12 protein-coding genes and 2 pseudogenes are annotated in these 13,750 nt (G+C 35.5%); all 14 read left to right on the plus strand.

Going from position 1 to position 13,750, the window contains the following annotated elements; all coding sequences use genetic code 11:
- Positions 1-229: 229 nt before the first annotated feature.
- The 14 genes and pseudogenes from hslO (at position 230) to FYJ55_RS04170 (ending at position 13,632) form a co-directional block, all read left to right on the plus strand.
- Positions 230-1,114 (plus strand): Hsp33 family molecular chaperone HslO, encoded by an 885-nt coding sequence (gene hslO / locus FYJ55_RS04110; protein WP_154555755.1) that lies wholly within the window; start codon positions 230-232, stop codon positions 1,112-1,114.
- Positions 1,107-2,072: a tRNA dihydrouridine synthase DusB gene (gene dusB, locus FYJ55_RS04115; protein ID WP_154555756.1), complete on the plus strand. Its 966-nt coding sequence runs from the start codon at positions 1,107-1,109 to the stop codon at positions 2,070-2,072. The genes hslO and dusB overlap by 8 nt, the downstream gene beginning before the upstream one ends.
- A 103-nt stretch (positions 2,073-2,175) precedes the next feature.
- A complete protein-coding gene (glgB, locus tag FYJ55_RS04120) occupies positions 2,176-4,002 on the plus strand; it encodes a 1,4-alpha-glucan branching protein GlgB (protein WP_154555757.1) in 1,827 nt (608 codons plus the stop codon).
- Between the two features lie 75 nt (positions 4,003-4,077).
- The gene (locus FYJ55_RS04125; RefSeq protein WP_154555758.1) at positions 4,078-4,449 is read left to right on the plus strand and encodes a hypothetical protein; all 372 of its coding nucleotides are present in this window, start codon (positions 4,078-4,080) and stop codon (positions 4,447-4,449) included.
- A 49-nt stretch (positions 4,450-4,498) separates the two neighbouring features.
- Positions 4,499-5,347: a transketolase gene (locus FYJ55_RS04130; protein WP_268234129.1), complete on the plus strand. Its 849-nt coding sequence runs from the start codon at positions 4,499-4,501 to the stop codon at positions 5,345-5,347.
- A complete protein-coding gene (locus FYJ55_RS04135) occupies positions 5,347-6,261 on the plus strand; it encodes a transketolase family protein (RefSeq protein WP_154555760.1) in 915 nt (304 codons plus the stop codon). The genes FYJ55_RS04130 and FYJ55_RS04135 overlap by 1 nt, the downstream gene beginning before the upstream one ends.
- Position 6,262: 1 nt before the next feature.
- Entirely contained in the window at positions 6,263-6,853 is a 591-nt protein-coding gene (locus FYJ55_RS04140) for a class I SAM-dependent methyltransferase (protein ID WP_154555761.1), read from the plus strand.
- Positions 6,854-7,388: 535 nt separating this feature from the next.
- A pseudogene (locus tag FYJ55_RS04145) lies at positions 7,389-8,758 on the plus strand (PTS transporter subunit EIIC); the annotation flags it as partial.
- A gap of 156 nt (positions 8,759-8,914) precedes the next feature.
- On the plus strand, positions 8,915-9,427 hold the full coding sequence (locus FYJ55_RS11010; RefSeq protein ID WP_407651024.1) for a PTS sugar transporter subunit IIA: 513 nt from the start codon (positions 8,915-8,917) through the stop codon (positions 9,425-9,427).
- Positions 9,427-10,266 carry a PRD domain-containing protein gene (locus FYJ55_RS04150; protein WP_229771070.1) on the plus strand — a complete coding sequence of 280 codons (840 nt, stop codon included), beginning with the start codon at positions 9,427-9,429 and terminating at the stop codon, positions 10,264-10,266. Before FYJ55_RS11010 ends, FYJ55_RS04150 begins: the two co-directional genes overlap by 1 nt.
- Before the next feature lie 202 nt (positions 10,267-10,468).
- Positions 10,469-11,455 carry a PTS sugar transporter subunit IIB gene (locus tag FYJ55_RS04155; protein ID WP_154555763.1) on the plus strand — a complete coding sequence of 329 codons (987 nt, stop codon included), beginning with the start codon at positions 10,469-10,471 and terminating at the stop codon, positions 11,453-11,455.
- A gap of 12 nt (positions 11,456-11,467) precedes the next feature.
- Positions 11,468-12,286: pseudogene (locus FYJ55_RS04160) on the plus strand (PTS mannose/fructose/sorbose transporter subunit IIC).
- A 23-nt stretch (positions 12,287-12,309) separates the two neighbouring features.
- Entirely contained in the window at positions 12,310-13,227 is a 918-nt protein-coding gene (locus tag FYJ55_RS04165; protein ID WP_154555764.1) for a PTS system mannose/fructose/sorbose family transporter subunit IID, read from the plus strand.
- A gap of 18 nt (positions 13,228-13,245) precedes the next feature.
- Positions 13,246-13,632 carry a DUF956 family protein gene (locus FYJ55_RS04170; RefSeq protein ID WP_118116493.1) on the plus strand — a complete coding sequence of 129 codons (387 nt, stop codon included), beginning with the start codon at positions 13,246-13,248 and terminating at the stop codon, positions 13,630-13,632.
- Positions 13,633-13,750: the final 118 nt, after the last annotated feature.

Below are 13,750 nucleotides of genomic sequence, written 5' to 3' on the forward strand. Positions count from 1 at the left end.
ATTATCCTTTCAATTCAAGTATAACAAAAAACGCCCCAAAATACTTTGGAGCGAATTTTAAGCTGCCTAGCACATTACCCTATGTAATCTTATAGCGTATCTAGACCCCAACTATTTTTATATAGTCATTGTATACTTAAGCCATCGATTGATGGCTTTTAGTTTGGCTTGAAATGGATACAAGAATTCAGTAGAATGATGCTTGTGAATTCTATTGTGGAGGATAATTATGAAAGATCAACTATTAAAAGCTCTTGTTTTAAATGAGCATGTTCGTTTATATATTGTGCGTACAACTGACTTAGTACAGGAAGCGCAAGATCGTTTTGATTTACATCCATGTGCTTGTGCAGCTTTAGGAAGAACTTTATCTGTGGCAAGTATGATGGGTGCTATGTTGAAATCAGAAGAAGAAATGTTGTCAATCACAATCAATGGACATGGTCCAATTGGTTCTATTGTGGTAGATGCATATGCGAATGGAAATGTTCGTGGGTTTGTTTCAAATCCCCATGTAGAGGATGTTTTGATTCGCCCAGGAAAATTGAATGTAGGAGCTGTTGTCGGTACAGATGGAACTTTAACAGTTACTAAAGATTTAAGTATGGAAGAAAACTTTTCTGGTTCGGTTGAGTTGCAGAGTGGTGAAATTGGGGATGATTTTGCCTATTACTTCACTTTGTCTGAACAAACACCAACAGCTGTAGCATGTGGAGTTTTAATAGGAACAGATGGCCGTGTTGCCAGTGCAGGTGCTATGATTCTACAAATGCTTCCAGATGCGACAGAAACAGACATTTCTATTTGTGAACACGTACTTGAAGGATTGAAACCAATGAGTACTTTAATTCAAGAATATGATGATTCAAGTTTAGAAGATTTGGCAAATGACATGTTTGAAGATGCGAAGATTTTAACGACACAACCAGTAGCTTATGATTGTCCTTGTTCAAAGGTACGTATGGCTAGAGCTTTGGGAACTATAAAAAAATCAGATGTTTTAGAGATGGCTGATAAAGAGCATGGTTGTGAAATCACATGTAATTTCTGTAATGAAACATATCATTTCACTGAAGAAGAATTAAGAGCGATTGCGAGTAAGATGCATGATTAAGATTGGAAATGTAGAAATCGAAAATCCGGTTGTGATTGCACCAATGGCAGGTATTAGTAATATCGCATTTCGTAGAATTGCGAAACGCTTTGGAGCTGGTTTAGTTTGTAATGAAATGGTAAGTGATAAAGCTTTATACTATGATTCATTGAAGACGAAACAAATGTGTGTCATCGATGAAAATGAACATCCAGTATCTTTTCAATTGTTTGGCCATGATATTGATACGGTTGTGTATGCAGCTAAATATTTGGATACGCAAACAGATTGTGACATTATTGACTTTAATATGGGGTGTCCCGTAAACAAGGTTATCAAAGCACAGGCAGGAAGCTTTTTAATGAAGGATATTGATTATGCCAAAGAACTTGTATTGAATATTGTACAAAATGTAAATAAGCCAGTGACTGTAAAAATGCGTTTAGGCTTTGATACGTATCATATTAATTGCGTTGAAATGGCGAAGGCTATGGAAAGTGTGGGCGTTAGTGCTGTTGCGGTGCATGGTCGTACGCGTAATCAGATGTATGAAGGAAAAGCAGACTGGTCTTATATTAGGCAAGTAAAAGAATCGGTATCTATTCCTGTTATCGGGAATGGGGATGTCCGCAGTGTAGAAGATTTTCACCGTATGATGAATGAAACAGGTTGTGATGCGGTTATGCTAGGTCGTGGAATTGTAGGTAATCCATTCTTGATTCAAGAATGTGTGGATTCAATTACGGGACAGAAACATGAATTTTCAATGGAAGATCGTATTGAAATATGTATGGATCATGCCAAAGGATTAGCGAATACAAAAGGTGAAAAAGTAGCTATTCGTGAAATGCGAGGTTTGGCTAGCTGGTATTTAAAGGGACTTCCTAGTTCAAGGATCTTTAAAAATGAGATGTCACAAATGAATACATTAGAAGATTTAGAAAATATATTACGTCAATTCATGGAGGTGCAGCGTTAGTTGCATCTTTTTTGATAATTGGTAAGCGTTTTCAAAATCTGAAAAATACACTTTAAGTTTCTTGCGTTCCGGTATAAAATATATATACGGAGGTTATATCGTTATGAATCAAAGAAAGACAAAAGCCTTTTTTGAAGGGCGTGACATATATGCTTATAATATTTTTGGTGCACACCTAGAAGCTAATGGGGTTCGCTTTAGAGTGTATGCTCCAAACGCAAAGAATATTTCAGTTATTGGCTCATTTAATAATTGGGATGATCAAGCGAGTAAAATGAAAAAAGATAAACGTGGGATTTGGGAATGTTTTGTAGAAGGTGCAAAGGATAAGGATTCGTATAAATATCGTGTGTGGCAGGCAAATGGTGAATTGGTAGACAAAATGGATCCATATGCTTTTTATAGTGAATTAAGACCAAACACGGCAAGTATTGTATCAGATTTAAGTTATGATGGCTGGACTGACAAAGAATGGCTGAATCAAAGAAATAAGGGCTTTGATTCTCCTGTGAATATTTATGAAATGCATGTTGGTTCATGGAGAAAAGATGATGAAAACGAAGAGTTTGTACAGTATCATGAAATAGAAAAGGAATTGATTGAACACTGTAAGAAACATCACTTTACACATGTTGAAGTCATGCCGCTATGTGAATATCCGTTTGATGGTTCTTGGGGTTATCAATGTACGGGTTATTTTTCAAGTACTTCTCGTTATGGAACAAATCATGAATTAATGCACTTTGTGAATGCACTTCACGAAGCTGGAATTGGTGTCATCATGGATTTTGTGCCTGTACACTTTGTGAAGGATAATTACGCATTGGGAATGTTTGATGGTACGCCTTTATATGAATATTCAAAACCGGAAGATGCGAATAGTGAATGGGGAACGGCTAACTTTAATTTATGGAAAGAAGAAGTTCGCTCATTCTTGATGTCTGCAGCCAATTTCTGGATAGATGTTTATCATGTGGATGGCTTAAGAATGGATGCGATCAGTAATGCGATTTTCTGGCATGGAAACAAGAATAATGGTGTGAATGAAGGTGCATGTGATTTCATGAAACGTATGAATTACTTGTTGAATGAGGCACATCAAGGAAAAATCATGTTGATTGCGGAAGATTCAAGTGATTTTCCTAATGTCACAAAGCCAAGTTATGCGGGTGGCTTAGGATTTGACTATAAGTGGGATCTAGGTTGGATGAATGATACATTATCCTATTTAAAAAGAGATCCAATCTATCGTAAGTGGCATCACCATGACGTTACTTTTTCAATGGCTTATTTCTATTCCGAAAGATTTATCTTACCATTTAGTCATGATGAAGTTGTGCATGGTAAGGCAACCATTGTAGATAAGATGTGGGGAAGCTATGAAGATAAGTTTGCCCAGGCAAGAGCATTATATGTATATATGTTTACGCATCCTGGCAAGAAATTGAATTTCATGGGTAATGAAATTGGTCAATTGCGTGAATGGGATGAACAAAAGAGCTGTGACTGGTTCTTGTTGGATTATCCAATGCACGATGCATTTGAACATTTTTGCGAAGATTTAGGCAATATTTACATAGAAAATGATGCATTCTTTGATCAAGATTATGATCCAAGTCGTTTCTGTTGGATTGATGCAGATAATGTAGGACAAAATACGTTCTCATTTATTCGTAGAGGTTCAAAGAAAGATTTCGTTATTATTATGAATTTCTCAACAAATCCATATGATCACCAACAGTTTGGTGTTCCTTGCAAAGGTAAATATAAAGAAATTTTGAATACAGAGTGGGATAAATACAACGGAAACTTAAAAGGTCATACACCTCAAGAGGTGCAGGCAATGCGTCTTACAAGACATAATCAGCCATATATGATCGAAGTAAATGTTCCTAGTTTTGGTGCTATGATTTATGAAGTTGAAAAGTGAGATTGATTTCTCACTTTTTTTGGTGAAACTTCTTTTTTTTACGTATAAGAGAGTGTAGAAAAAGGAGAACAAAAAATGAAAAAATTAGATGTAGAATTTGAACTGTTTCGTAAGCGAGTGTACAACTTGGAGATTCGTAGCTTTTATTTACTTTTATTGAATCGGGGTTGTGACATTAAAACTTTAAGAGCTTTATTTTCGGATGTGGATGAAAAACTCGCCTTAAAGATGAGTGGTATGTTTTATCATGCTCAATCGGATCGAGTTCAAGAAGTGTTAGAGAAAGTAATCAAACAAGAAAAGACAAATGCGAGGATGGATTGTTTTGAGAAACTATTTGAAAAAGGGATAGACATGTTTGAAGCGTTGGAATTGATTGGGATTAGTCAAAATGACATAGAATTGATCAATGATGCAGCTTATGTGTGGCAATATAAGCGTTTGTGAAATAATTGACTTTTTGTAGGGGGTGTATTGTGGCAAAAAGTTTGTTATAATGTATGCGCAAAAAGGAGATAGCGTAAATATTATGGAAAACAAGGAACTTGCATTGCACGCAAAAAATATTCGTAGAAATATAGTGAAAGAAGTGTATAGTGCCCAAAGTGGACACCCGGGTGGAAGTTTAGGTGCAACTGACATTTTAACAGAGTTATACTTTGAAGAAATGGATATTAATGAGGAGAACTTAAATACATTGGATCGTGATCGTTTTGTATTAAGTAAGGGACATGCAAGTCCAGCTTTATATGCAGTACTTGCTGAAAAGGGATTCCTTCCTGAAGAAGAATTGACAACTTTCAGAACTATTAATTCACGTTTACAAGGACACCCTAACATGAATTATGTAGAAGGGGTAGATATGTCTACAGGATCTTTAGGTCAAGGTATTTCTTGTGCTGTAGGTATGGCATTAGCCAATAAATTAGATAAAAATGATCATCGTATCTATACTGTACTTGGAGATGGTGAATGCCAAGAAGGACAAGTATGGGAAGCTACAATGTCAGCGGCTCACTATAAATTAGATAATTTATGTATTATTGTTGACAACAATAACCTTCAAATTGATGGTCACGTAGATGAAGTTATGAGTGTGTATCCTTTGGATAAAAAATTCGAAGCTTTCAATTGCCACGTAATTAATGTAGATGGTCATGATTATGATCAATTGCGTGCTGCATTAAAAGAAGCTCGTGAAACAAAAGGAATGCCAACTGTAATTGTTGCGAAGACAATTAAAGGAAAAGGTGTTTCATTTATGGAAGATCAACAAGGATGGCATGGAGTAGCACCAAATGAAGAACAATACCATGCTGCAATGAAAGAATTGGAGGCAGAATAATGGCAAAAGTAGCTACACGTGTCGCTTATGGTGATGCTTTAAAAGAATTAATGGTTGAAAATAAAAATGTCGTTGTATTAGATGCTGACTTAGCGGGTAGTACAAAGAGTGGAGAAGCTAAAAAAGTAGACCCTTCTCGTCACTTTGATATGGGAATTGCCGAAGGAAATATGCTGAGTGTTGCGGCAGGTCTTGCGGCTAGCGGAAAGATTGCGTATGCATCTACTTTCGCAATGTTTGCGACTGGACGTGGATTCGAACAAATTCGTAACAGTATCGGATATCCACAATTAAACGTTAAAATCTGTGCGTCTCATGCAGGAATTAGTGTTGGAGAAGATGGTGCAAGCCACCAATGTATTGAAGATGTTAGTTTAATGCGTGGTATTCCAGGTATGAAAGTTATCGTTCCATGTGACTATAATGAAGCCAAACAAGCATGTAAAGCTGTAGCTGAAATTGACGGGCCTTGCTACGTTCGTTTAGGTCATAGTGGTGTTGAAAGCGTAAATGGCGATGACTATAAATTTGAACTAGGAAAAGGTGTTGTCCTTCAAAAAGGTGAAAAAGTAGCTTTAGTTGCGACTGGATTGATGGTTCAAGAAGCATTAGAGGCTGCTAAGAAAATGGAAACAGCTCCAACTGTAGTAAATATCCATACAATTAAACCAATTGATAAAGAATTGATTATTGAACTAGCAAAAACTCACGATACAATCGTGACTTGTGAAGAACACTCTATTATTGGTGGTTTAGGAAGTGCTGTGGCAGAAGTTTTAGCTGAAGCAGGAACAGCATGTAAACTTGTTCGTGTCGGTGTTCAGGATGTATTTGGTGAAAGTGGAAAACCAGCTGAATTATTCGCAAAATACAAAATTGATGCAGATGCGATTGTAGAAGCTGCTACAAAGTAGTATGGCACACTATTTCACAAATGATATTGTAAAAGATGCACCAGAAGAGATTACGATACATTTCCGTGATTTTACATATAAGTTAAATTCGAATGCTGGAGTTTTCAGTAAAGATAAATTGGATGAAGGTACGCGTATTCTTTTAGAAACGGTACTCGACAATGAAACTGAACCAAAAAACACATTAGATCTAGGTTGTGGAATTGGACCGATTGCCTTGATTTTAATGGAGTATTGGAAGCATACCGAAATGACAATGATTGATGTAAATCAAAGAGCTTGTCAGCTGGCAGATTCAAATATGAAAAAATATCGTCGTAAGGCAAAAATATTATGTCAGTCAGGTGTGAATGAAGGCCAGTATGCCTGTATTCTTTTGAACCCACCGATTCGTACGGGAAAGGCAATGATTTATTCGTTGTTTGATCAGTGTTTAGAACATTTAAAGGAAGATGGTCATTTCTGGATTGTAATGCGCAAGCAGCATGGTGCACAAAGTGCGATTCATTATTTACAAGAAAAAGGCTATGAAGTAGAAAAAATGGCTCGTGATAAAGGTTATTGGGTCATGAAAATATCAAAAGCAGGTTAACCCTGCTTTTCTTGTGTTTTTATATATATTAAGAAATTGATTTCAGAGAAGATGAATTTGAAAATTTAAAAATGACCGAATTATCTGGGTTTAGAACTTTATTGGCGTGACAAAACAGACTATTGGTAATAGCCTTGTTTAGTATGGAATTCTTATTGGTTATATCCTTCTTTTATACATTCGCATCATTTCATCAATACATCTTTTTCAGTATGCTCTGTCATTTCTTTTGTCCTTGAATGAATTATATGTATAAGTATACTGTATTGTGGCTTTACATTTGCATTGAATTGGATCTTAGGTTAAAAGAATCTATTAAATGAGTGCGTATTTGAATTTATTGTGTTTGTTTTTAAGGACTTTAGTTTTAGGTTCATGAGAATAAAAGATTTTGTTTTTGAACAACATTTGCTTCATATCCTTTTCTTATGGACTTTTTGACAAATGTCATTTATCATCATAAATACAGTAGAGGTGTTAATAAATGAAACAACATCATGTGTTTAGCTTTTTACAAAGGATGGGCAAATCCTTTATGTTACCTATTGCAGTGCTTCCTGTAGCAGGTCTTTTTTTGGGTGTAGGAACTTCTTTAACCAATGAAACAACGATAGCTGCATTCCATTTAGAATCGGTATTAGGGCAAGGAACCTTTTTATATAGTGTTTTAATTTTATTGAAACAAGTAGGCAAAGTTTTATTTGATAATCTACCCTTGATTTTTGCGGTTTCTATAGCTTTAGGAATGTCTAAGCAAAGAAAAGAAGTCGCTGCTCTTGCAGCTATTATTGCCTTTTTTGTAATGCATGCCACAATCAATACGTTACTCTGCTTGGATGGTAGTATTGTCAATGGTGTAGTTTCAAATTATATTCTAGATAGATCTATTACTTCGGTATGTGGAATGTTATCGCTTGAAATGGGTGTGTTTGGAGGAATTGTCGTTGGACTTGGTGTTAGTTATTTGCATAATCGGTTTTATCAAATCCAATTGCCAAATGTGATTTCTTTTTATGAAGGAGAACGCTTTGTTCCGATTGTTTGTGCTGTTACATATGTATTTGTTGGTGTAATTATGTATTTTGTTTGGCCACCATTACAACATGGCGTTTATAATTTAGGCCGATTGATATCGGATTCTGGCTATTTTGGTACTTTTATTTATGGAATTATTAAGCGTAGTTTAGTTCCTATTGGCTTGCATGACGTTTGGTACATGCCATTCTATCAGAGTGCTTTAGGTGGTGTACAAATGGTGAATGGTTCAATGGTATCTGGAGCGCAGAATATTTTCTTTGCGCAATTATCCGATCCAAGTGTGACTCATTTTAGTGTGAACGCAACTAAATTTTTCTCGGGAGAATTTATATTTATGATTTTTGGCTTGCCAGGAGCAGCCTTAGCCATGTGTCAGTGCGCAAATCCAAAAGTTAAAAAAAGACGGCAAGTTTATTGCTATCGGCCGCTTTAACAAGTGCATTAACAGGAATTACAGAGCCGATTGAATTCTCTTTCTTGTTTGTGGCGCCATTATTATATGTTGCTCATGTGTTATTAGCTGCCACATGTTTTGTCGTTCCACAAGCTTTACAGGTTGCGATTGGATTTACTTTTTCAGCTGGTTTGCTTGATTTTACATTGTTTGGAATTTTGCAGGGAAATGCGAAGACAAATTGGATAACTGTGGTTTTGCTTGGCTTAGTATATTTCTTTGTGTATTATAGGGTATTTAAGTTTTTGATTGTAAAGTACGATTTAAAAACGCCTGGAAGAGACGAAAGCATTAAGGTGTTTGATAAGAAAAAGTATGATTTTAGTTTTGATAAATCGTTGATTGATCCTAGAAGTCAGATGATTGTTCAAGGCTTAGGTGGGCGAAGTAACTTTACGGATTTGGATTGTTGCGTCACAAGATTAAGAGCGACAATCAAAGATGATACTTTAATAAATGAAGGGTTGTTAAAAAAATCGGGTGCTGCAGCTATTATGTGTCAGCCAAATGCAATTCAAATTATTTATGGTCCTCAGGCTTCGAATATAAAGACAAAACTGGATGAGTATATGTTGAATGTGCCGGAAAGTTATGATTTTGAGGATAAAGAAGTTGTTTTAGAAACAAAAACACAGTTGGAACTAGAATGTTTAGTAAATGGGGAAGTAATGCCGATAGAGGATGCATCGGATTCTATGTTTGCGCATAAATTAATGGGCGATGGTATTGTGATTCGTCCGTGTGATGGTGTTGTTGTGGCGCCGTGTGATGGAGTTATTTCAATGCTTTATCCAACAAAGCATGCGATAGGTATTACAATTGATGATAATACACAGATCTTAATTCATTTTGGCACGGATTCGGCGAGATTAAATGGCAAGGGTTTTGAATTGTTGGTAAAACCAAACCAGAAAGTTAATGCTGGAGATGTTTTGTGGAATGCAGATTTAAAGTATATCAAAGACAATGCGTTAGATGAAAATATTATAATTGTATTTACGAAAATAAAAGATGGTGCAGAAATAGAAAAAAAATATGGAAAAATGCAATGTCATGATATGATGTTAAGGGTAAATGGATAATGGATATGTATGAAATTTTAAACGTTCTGAATCATAATACAATCTTGGTTTTAAAAGAAAATGAAGAAATAATTGTGATGTCTAAAGGAATTGGATTTGGTAAAAAGCAAGGGGAACAAGTGGATGTTCCTCATAATGCAAAGCGGTATAAGATGCAAAAGTCATATCAGGCGAAACAGAAGTCGAATAATATTTTTGATTACATTGATCCAATGTATATTGAAATTTCATCTGAAATTATTACTTTAACAAAAGAAAGATTTGGTAAAGTAGAACACGATATTTTATTATCTTTAGCGGATCATATTTATTTTGCGGTAAAAAGAATTAAAGAGAAGGATTTTCCATCAAATCCATTTAATATGGATATTCAACTTATGTTTCCGGATGAGTATTCAGTAGCATTAAAGGCAAAGGATATTATTGAAAAATATACGCATGAGAAAATAAATGCAGATGAAATTGCGTTTATCACCTTACATATTCACTCGGCTATATCGGTAAATAAAGTAGGGCAGTCTATGGAAGTTATGCGTGTGATTCGTGAATTCTTCAAGAAATTACAGGCCGATTTACATATTCGTATTGATGCGAATTCATTGTCATATATTCGTTTAATGAATCATATTAAATTTTTGTTGTTGAGACTAAATAATAATGAGAAATTACAAATGGATATTACGGAATTCACAAAAGAAAAGTTTCCATTCGCTTATGAACAGGCTCGTGTTTTATGTGAACAATTGAGTCATGTTTTGCATAAAGAATTGCCAGATTCGGAGTTGGGGTATTTGACTTTACACTTGGAAAGAATTTTATCGAATACGAGTATTTCATAAAAAAATGTTGACAACGATTTCAGATAGTGGTATTTTTCACTTACGTAAAAAGTGAATATTCAATAGCGTGTAACTGGTTAGGCAGGCATTTACTATTTTGATTGAAGATATAATCTTTATTGGTTTATTGTATATCTTCAGTTTAAATGTATATGTCTGTCTTTTTTTTGCGTATTGAATTTCTAAGAAAGGATGAAAATATATGGTAGGAATTATTCTTGCAAGTCATGGTGAATTTGCGAATGGTATCTTCCAGTCAGGAGCTATGATTTTTGGTGAACAAGCCAATGTAAAGCCTTGTACTTTGATGCCTAGTGAAGGACCTGAAGACATTCGAAAGAAGATGGAAGATGCGATCGCTTCTTTTGAAAATCAAGAAGAAGTATTGTTCTTAGTTGACCTATGGGGAGGAACTCCATTCAATCAGGCAAGTGCCTTGTTAGATGGTCACGAAGACAAATGGGCAATTGTCACAGGTTTGAACTTGCCTATGTTGATTGAAACGTATGCTTCTAGATTCTCAATGGAGAAAGCACACGAAATTGCAGCACACGTAATGCAGACTGCACAAGAAGGTGTACAGATCAATCCAAAAGAATTAGAACCAAAGGAAGAAAAGAAAGAAGAAGTAAGTGCGGCGCCTCAAGGAGCTATTCCAGAAGGAACAGTCCTTGGAGATGGACATATTAAATATGGCTTAGCACGTATTGATACACGTTTGCTTCATGGTCAGGTAGCCACAGCTTGGACAAAGACAGTTGGGCCAAACCGTATCATTGTTGTTAGTGATAATGTAGCTCATGACAATTTAAGAAAGAGCATGATCGAACAAGCAGCTCCTCCAGGAGTAAAAGCGAATGTCGTTCCGGTTGACAAAATGATCCAAGTTGCGAAAGATCCTCGTTTTGGAGCCACAAAAGCGTTGTTGTTGTTTGAAACACCACAAGATGCATTAAGAGCTATCAAAGGTGGAGTGGATATTAAAGAATTGAACTTAGGTTCAATGGCACACTCTCAAGGAAAGGTTGTATGTACAAAGGCCGTTTCCATGGGTAGTGATGATGTAAAAACATTTGATGAATTATTGGCAATGGGAATTAAGATTGATGTTCGTAAGGTTCCAACAGATTCACCTGAAAACTTCGATGAAATTCTTAAAAAAGCGAAATCAGAATTAAAGCAAATTTAGAGGGAGATTATTATGTCAGCGATTAGCATTATTTTAGTTATAATTGTTGCCTTCTTAGCCGGTATGGAAGGAGTTCTTGACCAATTTCAATTCCACTAACCATTAGTAGCTTGTACATTAATTGGCTTGGCTACTGGTCACTTAAAAGAAGGCGTTATGTTAGGTGGCTCTTTGCAGTTGATGGCTTTAGGTTGGGCAAACATTGGTGCAGCGGTTGCACCAGATGCTGCACTAGCTTCAGTTGCTTCTGCAATTATCATGGTTTTAGGTTTAAATGGTGGAACAACAGATACTACAACGGCTATTTCTACAGCAATTGCTGTAGCTATTCCATTATCAGTAGCTGGTTTATTCTTAACTATGATTTGCCGTACACTTGCAATTCCAGTTGTTCACTTCATGGATACTGCTGCTGAAAAAGGTGATTTTGGAGCAATTGAACGTTGGCAAATCGTAGGTATTTGTTTACAAGGTATTCGTATTGCGATTCCTGCTGCTGCATTATGCTTCGTACCTAGTACAGTTGTAACTGGTGTATTAAATGCAATGCCAGCTTGGTTATCTGGTGGTATGACAGTTGGTGGAGGAATGGTTGCTGCTGTTGGTTATGCAATGGTTATCAATATGATGGCTACAAAAGAAACTTGGCCATTCTTCGCTTTAGGTTTCGTATTTGCTTGTGTAAGTGAATTTACACTAATTGCTTTAGGTGTAATTGGTGTTGTTATCGCAATCGTTTATTTAGGTTTGAAAGATGCAGCAAAAAATAGTGGTGGAGGATCAAATACTGGTTCTGGTGATCCATTAGGCGACATCTTGAATGATTACTAGGATTTTGAAGGAGGTAAATGAAAATGGCTGAAAAAATTACATTAACTAAACAAGATCGTAAAAAAGTTTGGTGGCGTCATCAATTCCTTCAAGGTTCTTGGAACTATGAACGTATGCAAAATGGTGGATGGTGCTATTCAATCATTCCTGCAATCAAGAAATTATATTCTAACAAGGAAGATCAAATTGCGGCTTTAAAACGTCACATGGAGTTCTATAACACTCACCCTTATGTATCAAGTCCAGTAATGGGTGTTACACTTGCTTTGGAAGAAGAAAAAGCAAATGGTGAAAATGTAGATGATACTGCAATCCAAGGTGTTAAAGTTGGTATGATGGGTCCTTTAGCTGGTGTTGGTGATCCAGTATTCTGGTTTACAATGCGTCCAATCTTAGGTGCTTTAGGAGCTTCTTTAGCATTAAGTGGAAACCTTTTAGGACCTATCTTATTCTTCGTATTATGGAACGTAATTCGTTTAGCATTTATGTGGTATACACAAGAATTTGGTTACAATGTAGGAACTAAAATTGCTGAAGATATGTCTGGTGGACTTCTTGGAAAAATTACTCAAGGTGCAAGTATTTTAGGTATGTTTATCATCGGTTCCTTGGTTCAACGTTGGGTAAGTATTTCATTTACTCCAGTTGTATCAAGTGTTGCTCAATCTGAAGGTGCATACATTGATTGGTCACAAATTAAAGGAAATGCTGACGGAATTAAGAGTGCATTAGAACAATATTCTTCATTAGGAGCTACTGGTTTAAATCAAATCAAAGTTACAACTTTACAACAAAACTTAGATTCATTGATTCCTGGTCTTGCAGCTTTATTATTAACTTTATTATGCTGTAAATTATTGAAGAAGAAAGTTTCTCCAATCACAATTATCATCGCATTATTCGTAGTTGGTATTATTGGTCGTGTAATCGGAATTATGTAATCACTTAAGGAGGTACATATGGCACAATCATTAAATTCAAAAGTAGATTTAACAATTAAGGCAACATCTTTTGCAGGTTTAAGTACAAATGGAAATGTCATGGTTGGAAATAAAGCGTTTGAATTCTATAATGAACGAAATGTTGAAGATTGTATTCAAATTCCATGGGATACAATTGATCGAGTAGAAGCGAGTGTTTTATTTAATAAAAGCATTTCTCGATTTGTGATTTTTATAAATGAGAAAACATACTTTACTTTCTCTACAAAAGACAACAAAAAAACACTGCGTGCTATAAGAGAATATGTACCTGCAGATCGAATGCTTCGATCATTAAGTTTTTGGGATGTGTTTAAACGAGGTTTAATGTATATTCCAAATAAATTACTACATTCTAATCACTAAGTATTGTTAACCCAATCCACATTATGTTGATTGGGTTTTCTTTCTTTTAAATTGGTGTACACGAATAGTAAAAATACAGGAGAAAAGATAATATATGGAGAATAAAAAAAACGAGTTA

Source organism: Holdemanella porci, assembly GCF_009696075.1.
Lineage (GTDB): Bacteria > Bacillota_I > Bacilli_A > Erysipelotrichales > Erysipelotrichaceae > Holdemanella > Holdemanella porci.